Source organism: Pseudorhodobacter sp. W20_MBD10_FR17 (genome assembly GCF_052119765.1).
Taxonomy (GTDB): Bacteria; Pseudomonadota; Alphaproteobacteria; order Rhodobacterales; family Rhodobacteraceae; genus Pseudorhodobacter.
On record NZ_JBGQOQ010000037.1, the window covers coordinates 1 to 26,902 of the forward strand.

20 protein-coding genes and 1 pseudogene are annotated in these 26,902 nt (G+C 54.5%); 8 read left to right on the forward strand and 13 right to left on the reverse strand.

From position 1 onward, the window contains the following. The coding region (locus ACEN2J_RS17715) for a CheR family methyltransferase (protein ID WP_442107661.1) at positions 1–3,925 on the reverse strand (3,925 nt) is incomplete at its 3' end. Continuing rightward, positions 3,917–4,657, reverse strand: a pseudogene (locus ACEN2J_RS17720) (chemotaxis protein CheB); the annotation flags it as partial. The pseudogene ACEN2J_RS17720 and the gene ACEN2J_RS17715, both read right to left, overlap by 9 nt. A gap of 465 nt (positions 4,658–5,122) precedes the next feature. Here ACEN2J_RS17720 and ACEN2J_RS17725 point away from each other — a divergent pair. Then, positions 5,123–6,166, forward strand: a complete 1,044-nt coding sequence (locus ACEN2J_RS17725) for an IS5 family transposase (protein ID WP_442107623.1) — start codon at positions 5,123–5,125, stop codon at positions 6,164–6,166. 217 nt (positions 6,167–6,383) lie between these two features. On the opposite strand, the gene ACEN2J_RS17730 is transcribed toward ACEN2J_RS17725, so the two are convergent. Further along, a complete protein-coding gene (locus ACEN2J_RS17730; protein WP_442107625.1) occupies positions 6,384–6,857 on the reverse strand; it encodes an RT0821/Lpp0805 family surface protein in 474 nt (157 codons plus the stop codon). A 293-nt stretch (positions 6,858–7,150) separates the two neighbouring features. Between ACEN2J_RS17730 and ACEN2J_RS17735 the strand changes: the two genes are divergently transcribed. Next, complete coding sequence (locus tag ACEN2J_RS17735; protein ID WP_442107627.1) at positions 7,151–8,335, forward strand: hypothetical protein; 1,185 nt, start codon at positions 7,151–7,153, stop codon at positions 8,333–8,335. Between the two features lie 25 nt (positions 8,336–8,360). Next, positions 8,361–8,792 (forward strand): DUF2267 domain-containing protein, encoded by a 432-nt coding sequence (locus ACEN2J_RS17740; RefSeq protein WP_442107629.1) that lies wholly within the window; start codon positions 8,361–8,363, stop codon positions 8,790–8,792. Here ACEN2J_RS17740 and ACEN2J_RS17745 read toward each other — a convergent pair. Then, entirely contained in the window at positions 8,789–9,562 is a 774-nt protein-coding gene (locus tag ACEN2J_RS17745) for a helix-turn-helix domain-containing protein (RefSeq protein WP_442107631.1), read from the reverse strand. The genes ACEN2J_RS17740 and ACEN2J_RS17745 overlap by 4 nt on opposite strands. Positions 9,563–9,637: 75 nt before the next feature. Between ACEN2J_RS17745 and ACEN2J_RS17750 the strand changes: the two genes are divergently transcribed. After that, the gene (locus ACEN2J_RS17750) at positions 9,638–10,429 is read left to right on the forward strand and encodes a response regulator (protein WP_442107633.1); all 792 of its coding nucleotides are present in this window, start codon (positions 9,638–9,640) and stop codon (positions 10,427–10,429) included. Between the two features lie 211 nt (positions 10,430–10,640). Here the strand turns inward: ACEN2J_RS17750 and ACEN2J_RS17755 are convergent, their stop codons facing one another. The 5 genes from ACEN2J_RS17755 to ACEN2J_RS17775 all read right to left on the reverse strand — a co-directional run bounded on the left by ACEN2J_RS17755 (position 10,641) and on the right by ACEN2J_RS17775 (position 14,913). After that, a complete protein-coding gene (locus tag ACEN2J_RS17755) occupies positions 10,641–12,188 on the reverse strand; it encodes an AAA family ATPase (RefSeq protein ID WP_442107635.1) in 1,548 nt (515 codons plus the stop codon). 86 nt (positions 12,189–12,274) lie between these two features. Beyond that, entirely contained in the window at positions 12,275–13,129 is an 855-nt protein-coding gene (locus ACEN2J_RS17760; protein ID WP_442107637.1) for a universal stress protein, read from the reverse strand. A gap of 151 nt (positions 13,130–13,280) precedes the next feature. Then, complete coding sequence (locus tag ACEN2J_RS17765) at positions 13,281–13,454, reverse strand: hypothetical protein (RefSeq protein ID WP_442107639.1); 174 nt, start codon at positions 13,452–13,454, stop codon at positions 13,281–13,283. A 119-nt stretch (positions 13,455–13,573) separates the two neighbouring features. Then, entirely contained in the window at positions 13,574–14,308 is a 735-nt protein-coding gene (locus ACEN2J_RS17770; RefSeq protein ID WP_442107641.1) for a DUF5765 domain-containing protein, read from the reverse strand. A 122-nt stretch (positions 14,309–14,430) separates the two neighbouring features. After that, a complete protein-coding gene (locus ACEN2J_RS17775) occupies positions 14,431–14,913 on the reverse strand; it encodes an Hsp20/alpha crystallin family protein (protein WP_442107643.1) in 483 nt (160 codons plus the stop codon). Between the two features lie 181 nt (positions 14,914–15,094). Here ACEN2J_RS17775 and ACEN2J_RS17780 point away from each other — a divergent pair, with 181 nt between their 5' ends. The 3 genes from ACEN2J_RS17780 to ACEN2J_RS17790 all read left to right on the forward strand — a co-directional run bounded on the left by ACEN2J_RS17780 (position 15,095) and on the right by ACEN2J_RS17790 (position 18,725). Next, on the forward strand, positions 15,095–15,421 hold the full coding sequence (locus ACEN2J_RS17780) for a hypothetical protein (RefSeq protein ID WP_442107645.1): 327 nt from the start codon (positions 15,095–15,097) through the stop codon (positions 15,419–15,421). Between the two features lie 68 nt (positions 15,422–15,489). Beyond that, positions 15,490–16,002, forward strand: coding sequence for a hypothetical protein (locus ACEN2J_RS17785; protein ID WP_442107647.1), 513 nt, complete (start codon positions 15,490–15,492; stop codon positions 16,000–16,002). A 272-nt stretch (positions 16,003–16,274) separates the two neighbouring features. Beyond that, a complete protein-coding gene (locus ACEN2J_RS17790; protein ID WP_442107649.1) occupies positions 16,275–18,725 on the forward strand; it encodes a Lon protease family protein in 2,451 nt (816 codons plus the stop codon). Positions 18,726–18,765: 40 nt separating this feature from the next. On the opposite strand, the gene ACEN2J_RS17795 is transcribed toward ACEN2J_RS17790, so the two are convergent. The 4 genes from ACEN2J_RS17795 to ACEN2J_RS17810 all read right to left on the reverse strand — a co-directional run bounded on the left by ACEN2J_RS17795 (position 18,766) and on the right by ACEN2J_RS17810 (position 25,737). Further along, the gene (locus ACEN2J_RS17795; protein ID WP_442107651.1) at positions 18,766–19,950 is read right to left on the reverse strand and encodes an efflux RND transporter periplasmic adaptor subunit; all 1,185 of its coding nucleotides are present in this window, start codon (positions 19,948–19,950) and stop codon (positions 18,766–18,768) included. A 3-nt stretch (positions 19,951–19,953) separates the two neighbouring features. Beyond that, on the reverse strand, positions 19,954–22,323 hold the full coding sequence (locus tag ACEN2J_RS17800; protein ID WP_442107653.1) for an ABC transporter permease: 2,370 nt from the start codon (positions 22,321–22,323) through the stop codon (positions 19,954–19,956). Further along, positions 22,317–23,033 (reverse strand): ABC transporter ATP-binding protein, encoded by a 717-nt coding sequence (locus tag ACEN2J_RS17805; protein ID WP_442107655.1) that lies wholly within the window; start codon positions 23,031–23,033, stop codon positions 22,317–22,319. Before ACEN2J_RS17805 ends, ACEN2J_RS17800 begins: the two co-directional genes overlap by 7 nt. Before the next feature lie 1,039 nt (positions 23,034–24,072). Beyond that, complete coding sequence (locus tag ACEN2J_RS17810; protein ID WP_442107657.1) at positions 24,073–25,737, reverse strand: recombinase family protein; 1,665 nt, start codon at positions 25,735–25,737, stop codon at positions 24,073–24,075. Positions 25,738–25,933: 196 nt separating this feature from the next. On the opposite strand from ACEN2J_RS17810, the gene ACEN2J_RS17815 reads away from it, so the two are divergent. Further along, positions 25,934–26,389 carry a RipA family octameric membrane protein gene (locus tag ACEN2J_RS17815; RefSeq protein WP_442107659.1) on the forward strand — a complete coding sequence of 152 codons (456 nt, stop codon included), beginning with the start codon at positions 25,934–25,936 and terminating at the stop codon, positions 26,387–26,389. Positions 26,390–26,902 lie beyond the last annotated feature (513 nt).

A 26,902-nucleotide genomic window follows, 5' to 3' on the forward strand; every position in this document is an offset into this window, starting at 1 on the left:
TTCTCACGCCTAGCCGATCTCGTCGAGGGAGCCCGCATCGCAACGTCGCCGCCAGACACTTATGGGTAACTGCAAGGTGTGGGCTGCGCGTATTGCTTGCGTCGGAGGCAACACCACTTGCATAGCCTGTGGCCAACAACACCTTTAGCCTCGGGTTGATCTCTAACGCTTGATCGACAACTTCAAATCCTGTCATGCCGCCGGGCATCACCACATCTGAAAGGACCAGATCAATATCGTTCTTACCGCGCAAAATATCAATTGCGGCAGGGCCGTTCTCGGCAGCTAGGATGTGATAGCCCAACCCTTCCAGCCGTGCGACAGTCAGGCGCCGAACTCGGGGATCGTCTTCAACCACCAGAATGGTTTCATTTTTTGATGTTGGAATATCAACTGCGGATGGGGCCTCCATCACGGGTTCGTTTGCAGCCGGAGGCAAATAAAGCGTGACAGTGCTGCCCAACCCCTCTTCGCTATAAATGGTCACATGGCCGCCAGACTGCTTGGCAAAGCCGTAAACCATGCTTAGCCCCAGACCAGAGCCGGCACCCACGCCTTTGGTTGTGAAAAACGGTTCAAATGCGCGGTTAACCACATCGGCAGGCATACCGACGCCAGTATCTGTCACCGACAAGGCCACATAGCGGCCGGGTTCTACATCAACCTGCGTGGCGGCATAATCCTTATCCAATACCACGTTCTGGGTCACGATCGTCACAGTGCCGCCATCGGGCATGGCATCGCGGGCGTTAATGGCAAGGTTCAGGATCGCATTTTCGACCTGTCCGGGATCGGCCATTGTCGGATTAAGATCTTTGGCAAGATCGGTTATAATCGTGATCTGATCGCCCAATGTCCGCGCCAACAGCGGTTTGACCGAGGTAACAAGGCCATTCAGTTGAACAGTCGTCGGCTCCAGCGTCTGCTTGCGGGAAAATGCCAGCAGCTGTTTGGTAAGTTTTGCACCCAGTTCTGACGCCTCGAGCGCCTCTTTCAGCAACTGCCTAGGCTTGCGGGCATCGCCAAGCTGCATCTCAAGCAGTTCAAGGTTGCCGATGATCACCGTCAACAGGTTGTTGAAATCATGTGCCAAACCACCCGTAAGTTGACCAACCGCCTCCATCTTCTGCGCGCGTTGCAGGGCATTGCGTTGCTTCATGTCGTTGGTCAAATCGTGCAAGATACCGGTAAAGTTTCGTTCACCGTTGATCCACCATTCTGCAATAGTCAATCGGATCGGAACCACTTTTCCATTCTTGTGAAGGGCGTTCAACTCACGCCCTATTCCGATGATTTTTTTCTCGCCAGTCTCTATGTAATGGGCCAGATAGGCATCGTGCTGGCGTTGATGCGGCTCTGGCATCAACAACTTGATGTTCCGACCAATCACTTCATCCGCACAGTATCCCAGAATTGTCTCTGCGGCGGGGCTGAAACTGCCGATGATGCCGTGCTCGTCAATGGTGATGATCGCCTCGGGGGCGGCATCTAGAATTGCGCTCAGGCGTGCTTCGCGGTCCGCCATACCAAATTGGGCACGTTGCCGTTCCGTGATATCTATAAATGCCAAAAGAATCAAACCACTGCCATGTGTCCCATCGCGAATTTCGCGGGCGCTTACAATTACGGTTCTGTGACCCGTTTGCGGCACGTCGATTTCGATCTGATGTCCTTGGATAGTTGTCTGATCCGGCAAGATGCGTTCCATAAGATCGCGCAGGCCGGGCTGGTTCCACTGCCGGTTTTGCATCGCAAAAAGCGCCTTGCCCTTGGTTTCATCCGGGGTCGTCTGAAAGGTTGCACAAAAGGAACGGCTGGCTTTGACAACATGCAGTTTATCATCCAGCACCAACATGGGTTCTGGGACTGTCGCGATAATCGCTTCAGCAAATTGCAAAGCGGAATTTTTTGATTTTTGCAGGGTTTTGAGGTCAGTCACATCTGAGAACGTAACCACGACACCGTCGATTTTGCTATCTTGCGTCTTGTAGGGCAGGACGCGGCGGATAAACCACTGGCCATCATCGGCCTGAACTTCGGCCTCAATGGGGACCAGCGCCTCAAGCACCTTTACGGCATCTGCCAGCAGGGCAGGGTCTTTGACCTTTCCTGTGATGTCACTGAACGGGCGCCCTACATCGTTCGAAATCACGTTGAACAGCGACCTTACAGTCGGGGTAAACCGCATGATTTTCAGATCACGATTCAAAAACAGGGTCGCGATGCCAGAACTGGCTAGCAAATTGTTTAGATCGTCCGTCAGGTGCCGCTCGTCTTCGACCTTTTGCTGAAGCTGGCTGTTCAGCGTGGTCAGTTCTTCATTTAACGACTGCAATTCTTCCTTAGAGGTTTCCAATTCTTCATTGGTCGATTGGAACTCCTCATTCATCGACATCGCTTCTTCGTTCGATGCTTTCAGCTCTTCGGTTGAACGCTCATACTCTCTGATCGTGTTCTGAAGCTCAAGACGCGTCGCTTCCAACTCTTGGTCCAGATGAGTGTGGAGCAAGTTTTCGACATGGCTATCATCGATCGGGGCCAAGGCTTTTTTGACAGGCTGATCCACAAAGGTGATCAGCACCAAATTTGCCTCATCAACAGTCATGGGATGGGCGCCAAGTGTGACCGGAACACTTTGGCCGCGCCGTGTTACAGTGGCGGATACAGTGACATCTTCTTGCGTCTGAAACGCCGTTCGGATCGCGCTGCCTAATTTGGCGCGCAAACCATCACGGGCCATCGCCAACAGATCATGGCTTGCCTCGCCGGTTGGAACTTTCAGATACTGATCCGCTGGCCCTTGGACAAATAGCACGTCCATCCGCGCATTGACCAAAACAGCGGCGGGTGCATAGCGGTCCACAAGCAGTTTTTGGCTAAGTTCCGCAAGGCGCAGGCCTTGACCCGCCCCAGCGGTACGAAGGGCGGGCGTTGACAATCCGAACAGCGGCGATTTCCCGATGTGAAGACCAAACTGGCGCTGTCGTGCAACGCCAACTCGTTTATACAGCCGGAATTTTTTGGACTCGGGCTGAAACAATGTTTCGTGGCTGTTGGCCGTCTCGGACGACCCCAGAAATAGAAAGCCGCCATCGTTCAATGCAAAGTGGAACATTTGGATGACGCGTTCCTGTGCGTCGGCGTTCAAGTAAATAAGCAGATTTCGGCACGAGATCAGATCCAGTTTTGAAAATGGTGCATCCGCAAGGATATTTTGATGTGCAAAGACCACAGCATCGCGCAGCTCGGGTTTCACGCGATAGGAATGGTCCTCTTTGTCAAAGAACTGGGCCAACCGTTCGGGGGATACATCCTCGGCTATGGCGTCGGGATAGACACCGCTGCGCGCGATTGCCAAGGCATGTTCATCCACGTCCGAGGCAAAAACCTGTAATTTTACGTCTTTTCTGACGGCCCATATTTTCTCAATCGCCAGCATGGCAAGTGAATAGGCCTCTTCGCCGGTTGCGCAGGCGGGGACCCATATTCTGATTGGTTTTCCCGGTTTGCAATTCGCAACCAAATCGTGAATGACATTTTTTGCAAGATGCTCAAAAGCCTCTGGATCGCGGAAAAAAGAGGTCACGCAAATCAACAAATCCGCGTAAAGTTTTTCCGCTTCCTCCGGTGAATCCTTAAGCAACGCAAGATAGTCTGTCGAGTTTTGCATATGGCGCAGCGCCATACGCCGCTCGATTCGGCGTAATAGGGTACCTTCTTTGTAAAGTTCAAAATTTATCGGGGTGTGTGCCTTCAGCACGGCAATAATCTCTGCCAATGCACCCCGCGCATTTTCGCCCAAGACTTTCATAGGCGAGGTCTGTGCGAGGTAGGGATGCGCGGTGTATTGAGTGATCACCGAAGGCATTTTGGCGACGCGTAGAATGTGATCGACCGAGCCTGTCCCAATGGCACTGCGTGGCATGCCATCATGTGTGGCTTCCTTGGGGTCCTGTACCAGAACCAATCCGCCGTGTTCCTTGACACTGCGAACGCCAGCCGTGCCGTCGCTACCTGTACCGGACAGAATAATCGCCACCGCGTTTTGTTTTTGGTCCTCTGCCAAGGTGCGCAGGAAATAGTCTATCGGCAAGCGCATCCCGCGCCGCTATGTCGGCGCTGTAAGATACAACGTCCCGTTTTCAATGCGCAAAAACTGTTTCGGAGGTATGATGTAGACGTGATCCGGCGCAACCTTCGTTTGGTCCACTGCCAGCGCAACCGTCATCTTGGTATGTTTGGCCAACAAATCAGCCATCATGCTTTTATGGTCAGGGTCCACATGATGAATGGCGACAAAGGCCATCCCAGTTTTGTCCGGCATAGCCTCAAAAAAATCGGAAAAGGCCTGCAACCCGCCCGCCGATGCGCCAAGCCCGACAACGGGAATGGAGGTCGCAGTTTGTGGCGATGTTTCAGATTTGGGTTTTCCGATCGACCCGGCATTTTTCTGTGTTGGCGCAGAAGCCCCGCGCGGTTTGCTTTTGCCTGCTGGAGATGGCTTTTGGGTTTGTCGAACCATCTGTGTTGCCCCCGGTTGCGATAATTTTTTCAAGTGGTACGGAGTTTCTGAACCCTTGGCCAGCACACTCTCGGCGCGCCCAAGGGTTTGGTAAGGCCCCTGAGTGCCTGTCCGAATGCTAAACTGCCCGCGCATATGAGGTGTTGATCAAAATCAATCGCGCTGCTTCCGGCCGGTGGCTTGGCCAGTTCTGTCCTGCGCCAAGGGGGAACGGGCCGAATACATTGTAAACCACTTTGTACGTTCGTCAGCATCAGAATGTAGGCGCAAAATGTCGTCCCCATACAACAAGACCTGTGCCAAGGGGCGCGGGGAAAATTGAAATAACCATTTAAATACCAGTTGAAGTTAAGTCTATGGGCTTGTTGGAAAGGTGAGGTAAATCAATTCTTGCACGTTTTTTTTGAAAGACCGCAAATCTAAAATTGTTACCCCAATCTTTTCGCAATCCCGTTGCGTGCGGCACATCTTCAACAAGCCCGTAGAGCTAGCGCCAAAAACGGTATTCTATTGCCAATGATTACAGGGCACCTCTAAAAATTGCGCCTGATCTGACGGCGGTGTAGACATTGGGCCAGTGTGAGATGGAGGCTGGTTGTCATGGCGCAGATGGGTTTTTTTGATCTTTCGGATCGTTACGCGAGCCTGGATGCGAAGAAGGACCCGCTGATCGAGATCAATGCCGTGGTGCCGTGGGACGCGTTCCGGCCTTTGCTGGAGCGGGTCTGGCGCAAGCCGGATGAAGACCGCAAATCCCGCGCCGGGCGCAAGCCTACGGATGTGGTGCTGATGTTCAAGACGCTGGTTCTGAGCGCGCTCTACAACCTGTCAGACGATCAGATCGAATATCAGGTCCGCGACCGGCTCTCGTTCATGCGGTTTTTGGACCTTGGTCTCGGGGATCGGGTGCCTGACGCGAAGACGGTCTGGCTCTACCGGGAAGCTCTGGCGAAGGCGGGCATGGTCGATGAGCTTTTCGCGCAGTTCGACGGGTATCTGGCGCGGCAGGGCTATATCGCGCGTGGCGGACAGATCCTTGACGCGTCCATCGTGCCGGTGCCGCACAACCACAACAAACGCGCGGAAAACGCGTCGATCAAGGCGGATGAGACGCCGGAGGGCTGGGCTGACAAGCCCGCCAAGCGGTCGCAAAAGGATGTTGATGCGCGCTGGACCCAGAAACATGGCAAAAGCCACTACGGCTACAAGAACCACCTCAATGTGGACCGAAAACACAAGCTGATCCGGCGTTATCACGTCACCGATGCCGCCGTGCATGACAGCCAGGCGGTGGATCAATTGTTGACGCGGGGGAACACCGGTTCCGGGGTCTGGGCGGATGCCGCCTATCGGTCGGCCGAGATCGAAGCGGTGCTGAAAGCCAGGAAGCTGACCAGCCACATTCACCGCAAGGGCAAGCGGGGCAAGCCGCTGACCCAGCAGGCTAAGGCGAGCAACCGCACCAAATCCACCGTGCGGGTCCGGGTCGAGCATATCTTTGGCGCGCAGGCCAATGACATGGGCGGCACCCTTGTGCGAACCATCGGCCTCGTGCGGGCCAAGGCCAAGATCGGGATGAAGAACCTCGCCTACAACATGCGCCGTCTCGGGCAACTGGGCCGCCTGAACCCATGCCCGGCATGAAAACCCGGCGACCGGAAGCGCGGATCAGGCCGCGAGGCCGCGTGGCCCCGGCGCAAAGAGCCAGGCGACAGACACAAAACCACCCACCGGCCCGCTAGTCAGTGGTCTCCGGCCACCTTCAAACCGGTAGCGCCGAGGTGTGGAGCTGAAAACTCGTAAAAATCGAGGTGCCCTACAGTTTTCGGGCAATGCGGACCCTGAAAACAAAGGCCCGTTGCTAATGCATGATCCGCCATGTGCCATCGGGCTGTCGACAGGCAACGCCAGTCCCAATAGCCGCCCTGCGATTAATCATGATACGTTGCTGGAACTCACGACAGTACAAACCCGCCCTTGATCTTCCATCCCGCAGCACAACCACCGTTCCTGAATTTCCCGTCTTAGGGTTGTTCCAGCGCACGGTTTCGCCGACAGGCGCCGTATAGCTTTCTCGAATTGCCACATTTGCCCAATACCGATCGCGGTTATCCATCGAACGGCCAATTTCGCTTCCGATCAAGGCGCCAATCAAAACACCAATCCCGGTTGTCGCAAAGGTACCATCCCCGCCCCCAAATTGCGAGCCGACCACGCCTCCCACTATAGCACCAGTCAATGCCCCCGCCGTCTCATTCTGGCGGTAAGGTCCAGGCACGCAGGCGGTCAAAGCTGAAATCAGAACGGCGGCTGTGGTTTTCGAAAAACGCTGCATCGGTTTTCTCCTGTGATACACTTCTTGCCAAGCATCCCACCCGTTCCGCATTATCCTTTTGATAAATATCAATGCGCGCCACTCTCAGCGACCGCGCAGCATGTAACCTCTCAAAATCCCCACCCTGTTCCCGGCATGAATACCGAAAGGCTAGTCGACCCTGCCGTGGTTAATATCGCTGGCGGTTGCAGCTGAATTCCAACCTCATGCCGCAGCAGCGCCAATTGATCCCAATCAAAAGCTGCATGAAAAACCGCGCTAAGGAAGAAGCACGTCAATCGAAGGAGATCGTCATGCGAAACCTGATTCTGACTCTGAGCCTTGTGCTTTGCCTGACCCCATTGGGAAGCACCGCCGAGACCGTAACCACAAAGAATGGGAGCGACGTGTTTCTGACGGGCGATACGGTTCTTTCTGAAATGAACGGTCAAGGCGATGCCTTTGTTGCGGCTGAAACTGCAAAGCTGGGTGGCACGTCGTTGGGTGATGTGCATGTCTTTGGGTTCGATGTGTTTGTTGGTACAGCCATCGCCGCCGATCTGTATGCTGCAGGCGCAACTGTTGATATTAGCGCCAAAGTTGGCAGCGATACTTCGGCGATTGGGTTTTCATTGCGGACCTCGCCCACGGCAACCATGGATGGGAATGTCCGTCTGGCAGGCAACACGGTGACGATTGAAGGCCCCATATCGGGTGCGCTTTCGGTTGTGGGGCGCACGGTCATCCTGAATGCGCCTGTCGGGGGTGATGTGCGTATTTCCGCCAACAGCCTGACCTTTGGCGACAATGCCAGAATTGACGGGGTTTTATCCTACAGCACGCCTAAGCAGGTTGCGGTGCCAGAACAGGTCGCTGCCGCAGATCGCATCCGGTATTCAGAGCTAGATGCCGATGGAGAGTGGCATGACTGGCGCACCGTTATGCCCCGAGGCGATATGCCTGTTTTCCCAACCGCAGCGTCGATCTTTGGGGCGTTTTTGATTTCGGTGCTGTTTTTCATGGTGCTTGGTGCATTGGCGCTTGGGATCATGCCAAAACGGTTGGAAACAATGCGGGCGCAAATCAGCGCGGCGCCAGGCCGTTCGATCCTTTTGGGGGTGGTCGGGCTGTCAATGTTGTGTGGTTTGGTGCCGATTACAGCGCTGACAATTGTTGGTCTGCCCTTTGTTCCGTTCTATCTGCTGGCAATTGTTGTCGTTTGGACATTGGGATGCGCGCTGGGGGTCTATACGGCCGCGATGTACCTCTGGTCAGCGCTTGGCGGTGCTGATGCCGCCAGTTCCATCATCAGGGTTCTATTGCTCGCGGCGGGAATTGCCGTTGTGGCGCTTTTGAACTTTATTCCGTTTGTCGGCTGGGTGGTGAACTTCACCCTTGTCTTGCTTGGTATCGGCGCGATTACGCGGGCAGTGTTTGCCCGGTTCATTACCGATATCGACCCAGTGCTTAACGTCGATATGACCGCAGCAATTGATTAACCCCAACCCCGAAAAGGAGACCACCATGTCCAATCAAGGATTAGAGGCTATCGACCACACCGTGCATCAAACGCACGAGTGGATAAACGAGTTGACAGGGCGTTTGGGCTGGGGGTCAAAGCGCAGCGCCCTGCGTCTGATGCGGGCGACATTGCATGAGGTGCGTGATCGGTTGCTTGTCGACGAATTGGCGCAGTTTTCGGCCCAGCTTCCGCTTTTGGTGCGGGGCATGTTGTATGAGGGCTGGGTGCCAAAAAAAACACCTGTCAAAGACCGAAAGCTTGAGGCCATCGCCGCCAGTATTGCCAAAGTTATGGATGACGATGCAGAATACCGCGGGATCGAAGACATTGCGTGTGTCTTCGACCTGCTAAACAACCATATCAGCCGCGGCGAGGTTGAGGACATTCGGGCACAATTGCCGGAAAGCCTGCGTGTCCTTTGGGCGGCACCCTAGTCTTGATTTGCGACGGCGGGGGATAGCAGCGCCTCGGGCCGCAGTATGATGACCGTATGTGGCCCATCCAACGCGATCACCCGGCTTTTGCGAAGCTGGGTGAAAATGCGGCTAACGGTTTCAGTGGTCAGCCCCAGAAAATCCGCAATATCGGCCCGGCCCATAGGTACGTGAACTTGTGTGTACTGACCAATAGCGGTGCCCGCACGACTGGCCAGAACCCTCAAGAAAGAAGCGAGTTTCTCATGGGCTGATTTGCAGCCGAGCATCATAAAGTGATCCTGCATTCCGGCAATTTCCTCAAAAGCCGCCTTCATAAAGCTTTCCTGCAGCTTGGGGTCGGCGTGATCACCGTTCACCTGTGACAGGCGAAACGGCTGCACTGTCGTCAAGGTCAGCGCCTGGCAGTCTGTTTGATGGTCCTCATGGTGGGGAAAACCCACAATATCACCGGGATATCCAAAGGAAATGATCTGACGGCGACCATCTTCCAGATACCGAGCAAGGCTGACGACACCAGATGTGATCTGATAGATTCGCGAAACCTTATCGCCTGCCCGAAACAGGTGGGAATTTTGGCCAAGCCGCGTTTCTGGTAAGACCTTGTTCTGTTCGTAAAGGTTCGTAGAAAAGGAAGTTGCAGCAATTGTCGTTGGTATGGTGACGTACATCGAATTTCCCCCAATAAGTTCATAGGGACTTTCAGCGTACGGTGTCGCATTACTCCGCTCATGCGCGTAATTATTTGTAACGAATTGTAATGCGTGCATGCATCGTGTAATTACTTTATATCGTTTTGAATTTTAACGCATTGGTGGTGCGCTCAACGTGGATTTTATATTCTTATGGATCGTATATTAGTCATCGAAGACGACCCCAAGATCTGCAGTCTTTTGCAGGATTTGTTTAATCTGGGGGGGTATGATGTGCGTATCGCAGGTAATGCGCGCGATGCACTAAAATATTTGAAAACCGAAAAGATTGACCTTGTGACGCTGGATCTTCAGTTGGGGTCTGAAGATGGTCTCGATGTTGCGCGGAGCATTCGCAAAACCTCGGACGTGCCGATTATTATGGTGACGGGCCGTGATGATGTCTTGGATCGCGTTGTCGGGCTTGAGATTGGCGCCGATGATTACATCACTAAACCTTTCCACGTACGAGAAGTGTTGGCGCGAGTTCGCAGTGTTTTGCGGCGTGTGCAAACGACCGCAGCCAAGTCACAGACGGATTTGGATGAGAGTGCAGAGGCGGTGCCCGAAACGTCTGCAGCTTTTCGCTTTGACGATATGGTTATCATACCGGATCAGTTTGAACTTTTTTGCCGCGATGGTACTCGGTGTGAGTTGACCAGTGGTGATTTTAAACTGTTGAAGGCCTTTCTTAAAAATCCCAAAAGGGTACTGTCGCGGGATCATCTTATGGATTTGGTGGGCGGCGTTGGATGGAGCCCGCTTGACCGAACCATCGACAATCAGGTGGCGCGGCTTAGGAAGAAGATTGAACGCGATCCGACGGATCCGCGCATAATCAAAACTGTACGCGGCATTGGGTACAGCTTTGCCTGTGAGGTGACGGAATTTCAGCTGGGGGAATGCTCTAACAGTACCGAAAGCAGCCGCGCCAGTTTGCGTTGATGATGTGGTATGTGGAACACCTCGAACTGCTATGTTGCATGCATTTTCCGACAATGACATCGTTAGCGTAAAGCGCATTTGTTTGATTGAAACGGTTTGCCGTATTTGCGGGCAACAGGGGATATGAACCGGAGGTGGTGGAGAACAGGTGCATCCCGTGTTTTGGTGGCTTTTTCCCAAGAAAACCTCGCCCGTAGCGCGATTGAACCGGTCATCTTCGTTTGGGCGCGGCGGCCATCGGGTTTGGGCTGGCTGGGTTCAACGCAAGTTGCGCAAGCCTTATCGTGTCAGGCAGATCTCCAGCCGCGGAAACCACCTGCCAGTTTTCGGGTTTTGTCGCAGCGCCGCTTTGAAGAAGGACCACCGATTCATCCGCGTCAGAGGCGTCGCCTTTTCGCGCCCGAACACGATCACTCAACACATGCAGCGGCGCGTCGAGCCAAAGCCGATGCAGCGTAGCCCCCGAGATTTGCGCCACGGCGTCTGCGTTGCGACGGTGGTCTGGGTTCAGAAAGGTCGCATCCAGCAAAACAGAATGGCCGGTTGCAAGAATTGTGCGGGCGCGTTCGAACACACGATTATAAACGCTATCACGCGCATTAGGCGTATAGGTTTCGGTCGGCATCGGGGTGCTGACGGGTAAACCCTGCATTGCTTTGCGTTCCAGATCACTGCGCAGATGGACGGCGCCGGGGGCAGCCCCAATCAGCGGTGCAAGCGCACGCGATACCGTGGTTTTGCCGCTGCCCGACAAACCACCCACCAGCACCAGAGTCACAGGCTCCGGCGTAAGATAGGCTATCGCCTCGGTCAGAAGCTGCACCGCCTCGGGGTCAGGTTTGGCGCCAGTGGCTGCGGCGGCTTGGACCAAAACCATAGCGCGGATCGCCGCACGCACCCCCAAGAACAAGGGCAAAGCTGCCAATCCGTTGTCCTCTTGCCCCAAAGCGGCAAGCAAATAGGCATTCAGTACCATGTTGGCCGCGCGATCAAGATCGCGATGGCGCAGGTCCATGATCAAAAAGGCCAGATCATAAAGCACGTCGCAGGTGCCCAAAACCTCGTCAAATTCAAGCGCGTCAAATGGAACGGGTTTACCTTCCAGAATAACCAGATTGCGCAGATGCAAATCGCCATGGCAGCGGCGGATGTGGCCTTCCTGCCCACGGCGTTGCAACAGCGGCGTTATCTGCTCTAATGTGCGGCGGCTTTTGCTGTGAAAATGGTCGATCAGCGGTGCCCCCAGCACACCTGTCATATGCACGAAGACGCGATCCAACTCATCCAAAATATTTGCGATCAACAGCGCGCCATCGGCTGTGCGGGGCCCAAGTTTCTCATGGAAAGCAAACACGGAAACGCCAAGGTCATCGGCCAATCCATCATCAATGCCTTTGGTATCGGCAATCACCGCCAATTCCGCATCGGCCGGAAAACGCCACATTTGCAACGCCCATTCAACGGGTTCGCCCGCTCCGCCCAAGGCAAGCCCACCATCGGGGCTGCGGGTAATCGCCACAACCTTTTGATAGATCTTAGGAGCCGCAGGTTTGTTCAACTCCAATTCTCGGCGCAGCATTGCCTCGCGCAGGTCAAGGGTCGACAGATCCATGTAATCATACCGCACAGCCCGCTTGATTTTCAGGGCAACCTCTCCGCCCAGAAACACCAGCGCGCCATGGGTTTGCACCACCTCAACTGGGCCGCCACCCGGATGCCCGTCAGGTGATGTCAAGAATGCGATAACCTCGTCTTGCACGGGGGGGCTCCTTGTAGAGGGCAGAGACATGGCTACGCCGCCATTGTATTGCTATAGGATTGACCTGCTTGCGCTGTTTCGCCCCGCTAATGGGCAAGCAACAGCGGATGCCGTGTTTGCTCGATCACCGTTTGCGTTGTTCCGCCCAATAAGCGCTCTTTGAAGCGTGAATGGGAATAGGCCCCCATGACAATCAGGTCTGCGCCCATTTCGTCGGCCTTGTGCAAAATGCAATCTCCGATACTCAGGCCACCGCTGGGCACCTGCTGCACTACGACGTTACAGCCATGTCGGCTCAGCCAGCTGGCAACATCGGCACCGGGGTCTTCGCCATCCGCGGTGCTATGCGCATCGGGATCAAAGACCGCGATGGTGACGGTCTCGGCTTGTTTTAGAATGGGCAATGCACGGTGAACCGCTTTGACCGAGGGCACGCTATTATTCCACGCGATAAGGGGATATTTTGCCGACAAAACTGGGCCGATTGCGCCACTGTTCATCACAACACCAACCGGTGATTGCAGCAGCGAGCCGCGTAGCGCAGCATCAAAACTTTGCTCGACCTTTGAAATCGAAGGGTTCAAAAACACAAAATCGCAAAGCGCTGCTTGTTTAGCGATCTTTTCATCCAGAAACGCCGCTTCACAAAAAACCGAGCGGACATCGCCTTGAACCTTGGCGTGAAGTAAAATCTGTTCAACTTCATCGGCTTTGTCGGCGACGGCTTGCCCCATCGCCTGATAGCTTTCTTGCCAGCCTTCGGGAATGATCACTGGCCCATATGGGGCAGATCCATAGGCCCAGACTGGCATGGGTGGGGCCGCAGAGATGACAAGAAACGACGCATGCACACCATGTTCGGGAATGCTGTCAACGACCGCCTCTAGCCTTGCCTTGCCGCAATCAACGCCGACAACAATCAATATGGTATTTCGGTCCATCAGAAGGAATCCTTTCTGTAAATGATTACTGTATAGCCCGTGCTAAAACTCCCCAATTGAGTTACATCAATTACCCAATCATTATCACCAAACCAAACCAAACCAAACCAAAGCGCTGCAGGGCGGTCGATTTGGGGTCAAGGCCGATGCCCTAATCGTCATGTATCTGCGGGTCTTCGGGCAAGAAGTCTGGGTTTGGCACCTCTGGCGAAGGGGGGCTGTACATCGGGTCGGTGGGTTGCGGGGTCTCGAGCGGTGGCGATTTTGGAACCGGATCATGGGGCTGTGGCGATTCTGATGGCGGCTGTGAGGTTTGGGTTTTCATGTGATGTCCTTTGACAATGGGGAAAGGGGGCCAGTCTACACTTGTTTTGGCAAGCGAACTTGACGCCGATCAAAGCCTGCACCCAAATCTATGGTGGCCAAGTGACGTCATCTTGCACTTTACGTCACTTTGGTTGTGTCGCGGCCCCACCAATCCGTCGCAGAGATCGCGCCCCTTGCGCGCAAGCTAAGACCAACCACGAGGATGAAAATCGAAAACAGGCACCAGACTGCGGGCATTTCATTGGGGTTTTTGGTCAGTGACCAAGCCAACACTGGCCCGAAAAGAAGGTGCATGGCCACAAAGCGCCATGCACCAAAAGCCAGCGGTAGCACAAAGGCCGCAATCATATAGGTGGGAAAGCCAGCATAAACCCCGAACAGGTTTTCCAAAGGTAATAACAACCCATTATAGGGAATGTTCCACGCGATGTGCCAATTGCCCGATACCGTACACAGTGTATTGGCGCAAAGCGGCGCGCCGGGTTTGCACGTGCCAGCAAATTGCCAAGGAATAAGCTGGACTAACATCAGGAAGGTCGAAAGGGCACAGATTGCATAGACCCATGTCTTGGCGCGTTGCTTTACAGGCCTTGGCACCAGCTCCATCGCGAAGGCGTTAATGAAAAAAGGCTGAAAGGCGATATGGAGATATGAGGCCAGAGTAACGGCCTCGTTGGTTTTGGTGCCACATTGGTCAAGCACGGCATAGCCCGCGACCTGAAGCGCCTCCATCGCGGCGAAATACCCTAGCGTCAACCCGATTGCCGTAGGGTCTTTGCGATGCAACGACACAAGGGCCGCTGCAGAGCCCACGCCTGTCATCACCACCGAGGCTTCCATACTCCAACACATCTCGACACACTCCTTACAGTTAATAGGCTACTGGCCGCTTTCGCCGCACGGTTAATGCTGTCGGGTATCTTAAGGAAAGGCTGGACGGGGCAGACCCGTCCAGCCCTGCAACACCCACCTTATTATGTGTGTGTCACCTTGATTTTCTTGACCTTTTCAACGGCTTCTAGCGGGTTTGAAATCGTGACGGTAAGGACGCCGTCTTTGACAGCAGCCTTGACCGTGTCGGCATCGATGTCAAATGGCAACGTCATCGTCCGACGAAACGACCCCGAAGAGCGTTCGATCATATGAAACTCGCGACCTTTTTCGTTGCGTTTCTTTTCCTTCTCGGATTTCTTTTCGCCTTTGATGGTGGTCAAATCCCCGACGACAGAAACGTCAATATCCGCATTCGTCAGGCCGGGAAGTTCGGCTGTAACGCGAATTTCTGTGTCCGTTTCGCTAACATTCGACCACACGGGCACCAAGGAGTTTTGCCCAAAAACCCCGTTGTTGTAATCGTCTAAGACATTTTCGATTTGCTTGCGAAACGAAGAAAACAGATCATCGTTGGTATTTTTGCCTTTGACCATTTTAGATGACAGGTAATCTTGCAGTGACATTGCTGACTCCTTGTCAGTTAACGCACGGTTCACAACTGAATATGGGCGACTGCGTGGGGCCAAAACTGACGCATATCAATTCCGAGAGCTTTATTGGCTGGTTGATCAAAATCAATTGCTGGGCCGTGGCGCACGTTAATGTTCGAGTTGTCGGAATGTATTTTGGGAAAGGAAAATGGTTGTGAAACTTAGCCTGATTACTGCAATTGTGCTTGCGTTAAGTGTTGCCATTCCCAGCGTTGTTCTGGCGCAAGATCAGGCCCGAGAACGCGACCAGCTCTATGATTGCGGTTCTTTGGACGAAAAGGATTGCGCGGATCTGTTGAGAATTCGAGATCAGCTTAAAGATTGCGACGGCGTGACTTCAGACGCCTGCGCGGCCCTTTTGAAGGATCGTGATCGGCTGCAAAATTGCGCTATTCAGGACAAGGACAAAGATCAAACCAAAAATCAGGACAGAGACGGTACCCCGGAAACGGCGGGCTCTGCCGGCTCTGACAAAAACTGAACGCGTTCGGTGTCGGTTTGCGCGATGCAATCGATACCTTTCCCCTAAATCAAAAAATGGAGATCATGATGTTTAGCTATAACTCAATGCGCGGCTTGATGGCCGCAACAACGGTCATAGCCGCATTGGCAACCGGGTCGGCAGTTCTGGCGGGAAGTGATTCTGAAATAGACGATATGGCGCAAATGATGCCGTATGGTTACGGACCCTATGGTAGCGGCGGCATGGGCATGATGGCGCTTCCCGTTGACACAGATGGCGATGGCATGGTCAGCGCGGCAGAGGCCTCGACACATGCCAGCGCTGGGTTTGCCCAATTTGACGCTGATGGAGACGGTCAGATCAGCGAAGATGAGTATATGGACAGCGCACCCTCGGCCATGCCGATGGGCCGAAGAAATGTAGAGCGGCTTTATGCCAATCGCACCGAGCGGTTTAAGGCACTGGATGCAGATGGCAACGGAGACGTGACATTGGCGGAGTTCATGGCCAAGGCACAGGCAGCCTTTGAAGCCGCCGATGCCGACAAGGATGGAAAAGTCACCGTGTGGGAATTCCGCGCACAACAAAATCCTTTCTGATTCATGTACCTAGACCTATAAACATTGCCCGCAACGTTGCGATCCTGTGATCGTACCGCGTTGCGGGTTTGTTTTGTGCATGGCGACCCCAAACGGCCCCAAAGATGTCTGGTTTAGTAAGGTCCAAGTAAGTCACAGAAATCTAAGATGCGCTGACCATTGTATTGATGGACCGAGAGCCACTTGTACCTTAGCATCCAAATTGGACTTAAGGTTGAGCGGACCCTGTGGGTATTTGATTGCCGCCGAGCATTAAAAATGAGGGCTTAGGAGTGACAACTGCGCCATCGACGACCAACACCTCGCTTAGCGCCAATCTGCTGCGCGCGACAGTTGATCCTATGAGTTTTGCGTTCAAAACGACAGCATCGCTTGAACCTTTGGTTGGCCCATTCGGGCAAGAGCGGGCAGTCGAGGCAATTCGCCTGTCATCGCAAATGCGGCATCGGCGGTTCAATCTTTATGTCCACGGGGCCGAAGGCAGCGGACGTCATTCCACCGTTCTGCGTTTGCTGGAAGAAGAGGCGGCACTAAGACCTGTTCCATCGGACTGGGTTTACCTGCAAAATTTTTCAAATCCTGATCAGCCGTTGGCGATATCTTTGCCGCTGGGACAGGGGGTGAAACTGCGCGCCGCCATGGCGCGTCTGGCCGAGGATCTGGTTACCCATATTCCCGCATTGCTGGTGTCAGAGGATTACCAGAACCGGCGCACGGCATTGGAACAGGAATTTGCCGCCCGCCATGAGGCCGCGCTTGAGGACTTGCGCAATGCGGCGCAGGCCCGTGAAGTTGCCATCATAAAAACCCCAATGGGGTATTCGTTAGCTCCTATGCAAGCAGGTGAAGTGGTGAAGCCCGACGTTATGGCCGGCCTGTCCGATGCGGCGCGGCGCCAACTGGATGCAAACGTGACTGCAACCCGAGATGATCTTGAAAACTTTTTGTTGTCGCTTCCCGAACTGGGCCGCGCCGAAAGCGAGGCGATTTCAGAGCTGAACGCACATATGGCAGGGATTGCCGTTAATTCGGCGATGTCGAAAATCACCAAAACTTTTGCCAAGGTCGCGGCGCTGAAGCCATATTTCGAAGCCCTTCGCGCCGATCTGATCGACAAGGCTGATTTGTTCCTGTCATTGGAGCTCAGCCGTGCAGAGAACCCCTTTCCGCCGGGTATAGCGGCCCTGCGCGATGACCCCAGGTTCAATCGCTATCGGGTGAATGTGATGGTCTCGCAGTCAAAATCTGAACGTGGTGCGCCGGTCGTGGTTGAAACACTGCCCAGTTTGTCAAACCTGACAGGACGGATCGATTATCTATCCATGCAGGGCGCCTTGATCACTGACTTTACCCAGATCAAACCGGGGGCCTTGCACCGCGCGAACGGTGGTTTTCTGGTGCTTGATGCACGCCGTGTCTTGAATGAGCCTCATGCTTGGGAAGGGCTAAAGCGTTGTTTGGAAACCGCTTCGGTCTACGTTATCGCAGATGCTGAACGGTTGGGCCTTACTGCGGCCATGACGTTGGAACCGCAGCCTATCCCGCTTGATGTGCGTGTCATCCTGATCGGTGACCGGATGTTGCATATGTTACTGTCAGAGCTGGACCCGGATTTTGACGAATTCTTTCGCATTGCGGCAGAGTTTGGCGACGACACGCGCCGTAGTCCGGAAACCATAATGCTTTTTGCCCGAATGGTCGCAACCATCGTGAAAAAAGAGGGCATGCGGGCGATGGCACGCGATGGTGTCGCAGCGCTCGCCGATGCCGCAACACGCGCCGCAGAAGATCAGGAAAAGATATCGCTGCGGATGAACCGGATCTGGGACATCCTGCGTGAGGCAGATCATATTGCAGGCCAAAGTAAGGCAAGAGTGGTCAAAGCCACGCATATCGCCGCCGCCATAGCTGCGGCCGACAGGCGGTCGGGTGGCCCGCGTGAGCGGTTGCAAGAAATGATCGCGCGCGGTGGGATCATGATTTCAACGGCGGGCAGCACCGTTGGGCAGGTCAACGGGCTAACTTTGGCCGAGATTGGCGATTTGCGGATTGGGGCGCCAGTTCGCATCACCGCCCGCGTCCGAATGGGTGCGGGACATGTTATTGATATTGAACGAGAGGCCAAACTCGGCGGCCCACTTCATTCCAAGGCCGTCCTTATCCTTTCCAGCTATCTGGCGACGCGCTATGCAATTGATGTTCCATTCTCGCTATGGGCAAGTTTGGTTTTTGAACAAACCTATGGCGGGGTAGAGGGCGATAGCGCATCGCTTGCCGAGCTTTGCTCCTTGATGTCTGCGCTTTCCGAAGTTCCGATTTCACAGTCATTTGCCGTTACCGGATCGGTCAATCAAATGGGTGAGGTGCAGCCGATTGGCGGCATAAACGAAAAAATCGAAGGATTTTTCGATATTTGCGTGGCGCAGGGTCTAACAGGTCGGCAAGGTGTGATAATTCCGAAACAGAACGTCGTGAACTTGATGCTGCGGGCAGATGTCGTTGACGCAGTGGCACAGTCAAAATTCCAGATACATGCAGTGTCGCATGTCGATGAAGCCGTGGCACAACTGACAGGATTGCCCGCCGGCGAACGCGCCCAGCACGGCAACTTTGAAGATGGTACGATCAATGCAAATATCGAGGTGCGGTTGCTTGGCTTTGCCGAGGCGCGGGCGGCGTATAGAGCCCCAGCCGACGGCACGCAGTTGGGGCCAAATGATTGATGTCGGTTGCTGACTTTGAGATTGGAACGCCGCAGAATGCCTAGTGTGCCAAGGGTGCCACCCCAATCCCATCCGATATAAGGTCACTTGGATGAAGGATCACTTGATCCCCAGCCTGCAACCCGGCAAGCACCTGCGCGTAACTTTCGTTACGCTCACCCAAATCAATGGTTTCCAGCTGCGCCCGCCCGTCACGTACCACATAGGTTGCCCAGTAGGGGCCGTCGCGAAATAGGGCGCCGACGGGAATTGCTAACACACCCTCGGCGCGCCAAAGCGCGATGCGGGCGATCACACGAAACCCGTGACCAAGCTGTTGCCATTCGCTTGGGTCGCCCGTCAGCGTCAGGAAAACCTCGACCCGCCGCTCGTCAATGCCGAGCGCCGAAATCTTTGGCGTCGCAACAGGGTCAATCCGCTCCACCTGTGCTGCAATCGGCGGGCCGCCCCAGCCGGTGATTTCAGCTTTGGCACTGGGTTGCACACGCACTGCATCACGCGACAAAAGATCGACGACGACCTCAAGGTTGCCGAGATTGCCGATTTCAAGGATCGGTGTGCCGACTTGGACAACCTGTTCGTCCTCGGTCAAGACACGCAACACACGGCCCGAAACCGGCGCAATCAAGTTTAGGCAGCACGCGTCAGGGCCATTTGCCGCCCCCGTCAACAAGGCAGCATCTGCGCTATCTTTCTGGCGCTCGCGAACGGCCAAATTGGCGCGCGCGCTATCTAGCGTCGCTTGTGCCGTTTTTTGTTCTAGCACCGCATTGGACAGGGTTCGTTCCGAGATTGCTGACTTCTCAAAAAGGGCGCGCGCGCGGTTTGCTTCGGACGTCATGAAGTCCAGTGTGGCTTCTGCTTGAACCACCTGTGCGCGGGCCAAATCAACCGCAGACCCCGCTGCCGCCATCGTGGCCTCGGCAACCGCCCGTGACCGAGAATCCAGAAAGGCCGGGGCCGCAGGGCCAATGGATGCGACCACAGTTTCTTGCGCAACGACCTGATCGCCCGCATGCAGGCCTATCCGGGTCAGCTTGCCCGCAATGGTGGCCGACAGGGTGTAAACCTCGCGTATGCGTGCCTCGCCCTCTTCCTCAACCGAAACCTCAATGGTTTGCGGGGAGATCGTCGCCAGCTCAACCGTCACAGGGCGCGGCAGAAAAGCCCAAATGATTAGGCCAAGAACCGAGAGTGCGGCAACCACGATGATAAGACGGCGCATGTGTCATTCCCTTGTCTTTAAAACTTCGATCATGTCGAGGCTGTTGATCCGCCCCCAGACGGCTAAGGCCGAGACCAGTGCGGCAGCGCAGACGACCAGACTGGCCGTCGCATAAACTTCGCGCCCAACCACAAAAGGCACGCGGTAGAGATCTGATGAGAAGGCTGCGACCATGGCCGCACCGATGCCATATCCTATTGCCCAGCCGAGCGGTTGGGCCATCAAAACGACAATCGCAAGTTCGCCCAACAATATCCCCGCCACCTCGTTTCGGGTAAAGCCAAGTACCCGAAGGCTGGCCAGTTCCCGCCCCTGTTCCGACAAGGAAATGCGGGCAAAGTTGTAAACAACGCCGATGGCAATGATTGCCGCAAGGATAACATAGACGGTGATCATAACCGTGATGTTTTCGGCCAATGTCTCTTTGAAACGTGCGATTGTAAGGGCTGTAACGGTCAAAAATTCCGCCTTGGGCGTGGCTTTCGCGGCGGAGTAAAAGGCCCCGCGTGCCGCGTCGTCGATTTGCAGGTTCACGCCCGATATCAACGCGTCTTCGCCCATGATCCGGTTCAGCGCGGTGATATCCATTGCCGCACCCAAGCCGACATACCCCAGTGAGATACCGCTGACTGGCAGGCTGATGATGGGGCGGGAGCCTTCCAAAACTTCGACGGTCACGCGCTCGCCCCTCCGGACGTCCAATGCGTTGGCCAGTGCTTCGGATATGATAAGCCCCACCCCAGGCATCGCCATTGGGCGTAAGGATAGGTCGAGTGCGCGGGACAGTCGCGGATTTTTGGGCTTGCCTGTGATGGACAGCCGCTTTGAAAGGTTGAGGTGGCTGATCCGGGCCGTAACTGATCTGAACGGTTCAGCTACCAGCACCCCCGGTATATTGCGCACGTTATAAACGGCGCGGTAGGGTTCGGGCGCGCCGAAAACCACTAGGGCATCCTGACGCTCGGACCGGGAAAAGGTAACATCAATCATGTGATCGATGGAACCGAAGGACCACAGCGAGGCCACAAGAAGTGCTACCGACATTGCCACACCAAAGGTGCTTGAGAACGTGCGGAACGGCCACCGAAACAGATGGCGAGCAATCATGACCCCAGTTTGGTGCAAGGCGAAAAGATGCCACAAAGACCATGCTCGATTGCGGTACGCGGGCGGGGCAGGGGGGGCCATTGCCACAGCGGGCGGCAAGATCACCACCGAACGCACCGCATAAAGTGCGCCGGCCACCGCCGAAACGGCCGTCACGATGGCCGCAAGCCCATAGATTTGAGGATCGCGGGTGAAAATAAGAAATGGGAACGAAAAGAACTTGGCATATAGCTGCGCCAGCCCCGCTCCCAACCACGCCCCTGCGACAAAACCGACTGCGATGCCAAGAGCCGCTATCACCAAAACGAATTCCACATAGTGAACAGCAATCGCACGCGACGAATAGCCGATGGCCTTCAATAGCCCGATCTGTTCGCGTTCTAGCGTGACCAATCGCGACAGCGTCATGTTGACGAGCATCGCAGCAACCAGCAAAAAGATCGGTGGCAAGACCTTTACCATAGCGCTGAGTTGTTTGAGTTCAGCATCGAGGAAAGCATGCGAAACCTGATCAGCACGGCCAATGGCCCCGACACCCCCATAGCGGGCCGTCAGGCGATCAAGCGCCTCAATGACGCGGTCCTCGGAAGCGCCGGGTGCCAGCTTCAATACAACGTTTGAAAATGCGCCCTTCAGGTCAAATGCAGCCTCAAGGTTTGCACGCGGCACCCAAGCAATGCCAAAGCGTAGCGGGTCGGGCATCATTTGGCCCGGACCAAGTGCATAAATAAACTCAGGTGACAACGCGGTTCCGGTGATGGTCAGCGTTCGGCGCTGCCCGTCCATCAAGATGGTCAACGCATCGCCAACGCCCAGCCGGTGAGCTACGGCGAACCCTTCGGACACGATCACCTCGCGTGTCGATTGGGGCTCGGGAAATCTGCCCTGCCTAAGGTGCAAACGGTTCAGGCCGGTGTTGTCTGCAACCATTGGCAATGAGACCAGCATAATCGAGCCGGGTTCAAGCATATTAGGTATGTCAAGAAGCCCAAGCTTCACGATCCTCGACTCGGCTATTAGCACGCCGTCGATGGCTTCGATTTCCCCCATCAAGGCTTGCGGCGCGCGGGTCACATTGGCGAAGATATCGGCAAAGCGGTTGGCCTCATAATAGCGCGTCCGCGTTTCGGACAGCGATGAAAAGGCACCGTTGCCCAAAATCATCGTGGCCACACCCGCCGCCAACACCAACGCAATGGCCAAAACCTGCGCCCAAAGACGGACAAGGTCGCGCAGCATTTTGCGGCGCAGGGGCGAAATCACCATGATATTTCCGATGGTTTTTTCTTTTGGCTATTGACCGTTTCTTCGACAATTTGCCCATCGGCAAAGCGTAATACGCGGTCGGCGATCGCTTGGGTGGCGGCGTTGTGCGTAATGATTAGGGTCGTTGCACCTATAGCTTTGTTAACCTGGGTCAGCGCCTCCAGCACCTGAACGCCAGTCGCGGAATCAAGTGCCCCAGTCGGTTCGTCACACAACAAAATCGCCGGATTTTTGGCAATGGCACGGGCTATAGCGACGCGCTGTTGTTCGCCCCCCGACAGTTGTGCTGGAAAATGGTCGCGCCGATCCGTCAGACCGACCAACGCCAAGGCGTCATCGGTCGACATCGGATTGCGGGCGATTTCGGTGACCAGTTGCACATTCTCGCGCGCGGTCAAGCTGGGCACCAAGTTGTAGAACTGGAATACAAAGCCCACATGGTCACGCCGGAACTGCGTAAGGCCACGCGGATCTAGCGCCGTGAGTTCAATATCCTTAAACCACGCTTCGCCCGCCGTCGCTGTATCAAGCCCTCCGATTATGTTCAGGAAGGTAGACTTGCCGGACCCAGATGGTCCCAGAATAACCAGTAACTCGCCGCTTGATGCCTGAAAATCCACCCCACGCAAAGCATGAACCTCGAACGCGCCGGTGCGATAGACCTTTGTTAGGCCCCTCGTTCGAAATACGGTTTCAGTTCTTTGCTCCATGATGCTGCAGATCCCCCTAAGTTTAGCAGTTTATGGGAAACAGGCGCCGAGGGAATGATGTAGGTCAATCCCACGCAAGGCATCGAAATCGCATACCCAAAAACATCCTCTGGGGGCGGATCTGCTAAGACCTGCGCCAGTCTGACCTTTCCATCATCATCGCCAAATAGCAACGACGATCCACATTCACCAAGGCGCGCACAGACCTTCAGTAAAGGTTTTGCATCCAAGCCTATTGCTTGATTTCTGCTTCGGTCGCCGATCTAACGGCATCGTTAAAGCCCAAAAACGCCCGACTTTTGACAAAGATGATCGGAAAATACTCGAATGCTGTCGACAGGCCCTCGCTTTGCCGATGCACTGCCCGGTAGCGTCAGCGTTCTCAACGCCATTAAGCAGCTCGTCTAAAACTTCCTTGGATATCGTCATTGTCGTCATGCTCCTTCGTTAATGAAGCATGGGCCAAATTACTCATACACAGAAGATCGGACACTCTCCATCCTGCTCGTCGCGTTCGTAGCATTTTCTGCTTGCGCGCCAACTGTCGTGACTGAATACAACGGAAATAGCATACGCATTCAGTCCAATACAAATACTATAACACCATACGTTTTTTCAGAAGCAAAACGAATTTGTGTCACCCAAGGCCTTAAGGCAGAATTTGCTTCGACATTTTCTTCTGCGAACTCGCTTACCTACAACCATCTGTTTCTTTGTTTGACACGAACCAAGCCCAATGCAGGGTTACCATCTCCTGTAAAAACGTCACCAAGCTATCTCGAAACGACATCTACACTTTAGTCTTTCTGGAAATAGGGTTGTAGGAATACCGTTACTCGTGCATCAATTTTTTATTGAGCTCGGTGTTGCAGGTCAAAGGAGATGTACATGGCAGGGACTAACCTGAGATTCAGCGCAAAATGGGGATACTTAGATATGCGCAGAAGATCGGCCACGTTGCCAAAGCGTGCTGCTACTTTGGGATCGGAAGAGGGTGGTTTCGGACCGTTTTTGTATTAGTTCGAGAAGTGCAGCAAGGTCACCTCATAATCCGAACTTCGGTCAAGCCCGTGAAATAGTGTCCAAATCCTACTCCCGCAACCACTTTAACCGAACCAGCATTAATAACTGCCTCGGCCCCAGGCTGAGCCAGTCCTACAAGGGCCGTAATCGCGCCTTCTAGATCAATTCGCACTCCGCTATCGGTCTCGTGGATCGTCACGGACTGGATCAGCCCGCGAATGGTTTCCAACGCCATGGGTCTGATCTCGGGATCGGTGAGCGTTGCTGACAATTCCTCCACTTTCCGACGATAGATCTCGCTCAACCGCGGATGTAGACGCACCGGTGACGGCGCAGGTGCCGCCAGCTTGGTGTCGATCATGCCAAGCCTCGCCTCCATTTCTTCGAGTTTGGTTTTGAGGCCTGCTGTGCGCAAGCCGTCGGCGATGGCATCATAGAGCCCGTCAAGACGGCGGGTGACCTGACCGCGTTCCGCTTCAAGGCGTGCGCGTATAGCACCCTCCTCGGCACGTCCGGCATTCATCTCACGGCTGACGGATGTGACGAAGGCAGCCACAGCATCGGGGCGCATCAAACGCTCACGCAACAGGTTCAGGACTGCCGCCTCCAGATCATTACGCTTGAACGAGCGCTTCTGGGTGCAGGTACCCAGCTTACGCGCGGCAGAACAGGCGAGGTAATCCTTGCCGACTGCGGCAAAGCCGCCGCCACAACAGCCGCAGCGCAGAAGGCCAGTCAGCAGATGGATTGTACGCTTCTTCTCCCAGAACCTTGTCTCTTTAATGGCCTGCACGCGCGGGGTAGCATCAATCTCACCTTGGCGGTGTTTGACGCGGGCCCATAGGGCGTCATCGACGATCCGCATGTCTGGCACGTCGGTGATGATCCATTGTTCACGCGGGTTGAGACGTGAGACGCGGCGGCCACTTTCCGGGTCTTTGATATAGCGTAGGCGATTCCAGACTAAGCGACCGATATAAAGCTCGTTGTTCAGCAGCCCGGTGCCGCGCATACGATGGCCGCGAATGGCGGTATCGCACCATGGTTTTCCGCTGGGACCGAGAATTTGTTCGACGTTGAGCGTTCTGGCAATAGCCTTGGGCGACAGACCGTCGCTGAACTCCGCGAATATCCTGCGGATCAGGGCAGCGTGGTCTGCATTGATCGTGCGTTCGCCGGTAACGGGCATGCCGTCCGGTCCAAGACGGCGCACCACATCATAACCGTAGCTGTTGCCTCCCCCTGAAAGGCCCGCTTCGACGCGCCCGCGCAAGCCGCGATGGGTCTTGGCGGCGAGGTCTTTGAGGAAGAGCTGGTTCATCGTTCCCTTCAAGCCGACATGCAGCTCGCTGATCTCACCTTCTGACAAAGTGACAATCCGCACCCCGTGAAAGCTCAGTCGCTTGAACAGCGTGGCGACATCGGCTTGGTCGCGGCTCAATCGGTCGAGTGCTTCGGCTACGATAACATCGAATTCTCCCCTAGCTGCCTCAGCCATCAGGCGTTGCACGCCGGGCCGCTGCATACTGGCGCCGGACATGGCCATGTCGGTGAAAATCTCGCAGACGGTCCAGCCCTCGCGCTCGACGCGTTCACGGCAGATGCGCAACTGATCCTCGATGGAGGCATCGCTTTGCATTGCAGAGGAAAACCGCGCGTAAATGGCAACTCTGGGTATCATTTGGTGTCCTTAAGACGTTTTATCAGAGACGCATAATTCCGTCCGGCATCGATAGTTTGAGCGTGGATATAATGGCGTTCGGCGGTTCTGAAACCAGAGTGTACTCCAAGGCTACTTTGTGTCCGCCCTCTTGACAAACAACGACAACTTTAGTTTTCAATGAAGAATCCAATTCAAATATAGAGTGATAGCTATAATGTCGTCCGAGGAAGTTTCGTTCAACAACAAACCACTCACGCTTGAGATTTACCTAAAAATCGTTGATTCTATTGAGAAAAATATCGATCGGCGATATCAGTTGAACCGTTTCAACTTGTCGGTTTTAGGCGCTTTGGCGGCAGCATTCGGTTTTATCCAAAGTGGATCGGTTGCCCCAACGACCGTGCCCGTTGACCTGAGCATGAAGATTCTGGCAACGATTTCATCGGTGACCTGTCTTGTTTGGATTTTTCAGGTGTTAAGGTTTCGGGAAATTTCACGCATCAAGCATCAGGCGGCAATGAGGCTTGAAGTACAGCTTCAAGTCCTTGGAATAACCTTAGAAGATGAGATTGAACAAGAGAGCAAGACACTTCTGTCGTACACTCTATTGGAGCTATTTTTTCCCGTGGTGGCCTTGATTGGTAGCGCAATCATTTTGCTGTCTATCTGATTGTATTGGTGTCGTTAAGTGGTCTGGCGATGGATAGGACGGACCATAGCGTCAGACGACTTGATCAATGTCAGCGATGGGCCGTTGGCAGTCGTGATCTATTGAGACAGTGAAATTGCCTACATCAACACCACCTCAACCTGCATAGGTCGTCTTGGCGCGGTTGGTGACGTTGAAAACAGACCAATGTCGGGCCTTGTCGGGATGGAAAATGCGTGAAATCAAAGGTTTGGCTGCTAAGTCACTGCAATTCCTAAGTTATTGGAATCGCTAGAGCTTTGGCTCATAACCTGAAGGTCGTAGGTTCAAATCCTACTCCCGCAACCAAAAAATCTAACCTTTCCAAAGACTTAGAGCCCGACAAAAACACTTGTGTATAAGCACTCCCGTTTTACGTCAACGCCACGTCAACGTTTGACAAGCCCCCCTGAAAACAGCTAGGGGATGCACACATCTTCAGGTTTGGTTTTCGCGGAGCGCTTGACGGGTTTTGCGTTGCATGATTCGATTGTC

Bases quoted from the DNA above. Each gene is read 5' to 3' on its own strand.
- ACEN2J_RS17725 (WP_442107623.1), top strand. From the start codon at position 5,123: ATGGCGCAGATGGGTTTTTTTGATCTTTCGGATCGTTACGCGAGCCTG.
- ACEN2J_RS17730 (WP_442107625.1), bottom strand. From the start codon at position 6,857: ATGCAGCGTTTTTCGAAAACCACAGCCGCCGTTCTGATTTCAGCTTTG.
- ACEN2J_RS17735 (WP_442107627.1), top strand. From the start codon at position 7,151: ATGCGAAACCTGATTCTGACTCTGAGCCTTGTGCTTTGCCTGACCCCA.
- ACEN2J_RS17740 (WP_442107629.1), top strand. From the start codon at position 8,361: ATGTCCAATCAAGGATTAGAGGCTATCGACCACACCGTGCATCAAACG.
- ACEN2J_RS17745 (WP_442107631.1), bottom strand. From the start codon at position 9,562: ATGCACGCATTACAATTCGTTACAAATAATTACGCGCATGAGCGGAGT.
- ACEN2J_RS17750 (WP_442107633.1), top strand. From the start codon at position 9,638: ATGGATCGTATATTAGTCATCGAAGACGACCCCAAGATCTGCAGTCTT.
- ACEN2J_RS17760 (WP_442107637.1), bottom strand. From the start codon at position 13,129: ATGGACCGAAATACCATATTGATTGTTGTCGGCGTTGATTGCGGCAAG.
- ACEN2J_RS17765 (WP_442107639.1), bottom strand. From the start codon at position 13,454: ATGAAAACCCAAACCTCACAGCCGCCATCAGAATCGCCACAGCCCCAT.
- ACEN2J_RS17770 (WP_442107641.1), bottom strand. From the start codon at position 14,308: ATGTGTTGGAGTATGGAAGCCTCGGTGGTGATGACAGGCGTGGGCTCT.
- ACEN2J_RS17775 (WP_442107643.1), bottom strand. From the start codon at position 14,913: ATGTCACTGCAAGATTACCTGTCATCTAAAATGGTCAAAGGCAAAAAT.
- ACEN2J_RS17785 (WP_442107647.1), top strand. From the start codon at position 15,490: ATGTTTAGCTATAACTCAATGCGCGGCTTGATGGCCGCAACAACGGTC.
- ACEN2J_RS17795 (WP_442107651.1), bottom strand. From the start codon at position 19,950: ATGCGCCGTCTTATCATCGTGGTTGCCGCACTCTCGGTTCTTGGCCTA.
- ACEN2J_RS17800 (WP_442107653.1), bottom strand. From the start codon at position 22,323: ATGGTGATTTCGCCCCTGCGCCGCAAAATGCTGCGCGACCTTGTCCGT.
- ACEN2J_RS17805 (WP_442107655.1), bottom strand. From the start codon at position 23,033: ATGGAGCAAAGAACTGAAACCGTATTTCGAACGAGGGGCCTAACAAAG.
- ACEN2J_RS17810 (WP_442107657.1), bottom strand. From the start codon at position 25,737: ATGATACCCAGAGTTGCCATTTACGCGCGGTTTTCCTCTGCAATGCAA.
- ACEN2J_RS17815 (WP_442107659.1), top strand. From the start codon at position 25,934: ATGTCGTCCGAGGAAGTTTCGTTCAACAACAAACCACTCACGCTTGAG.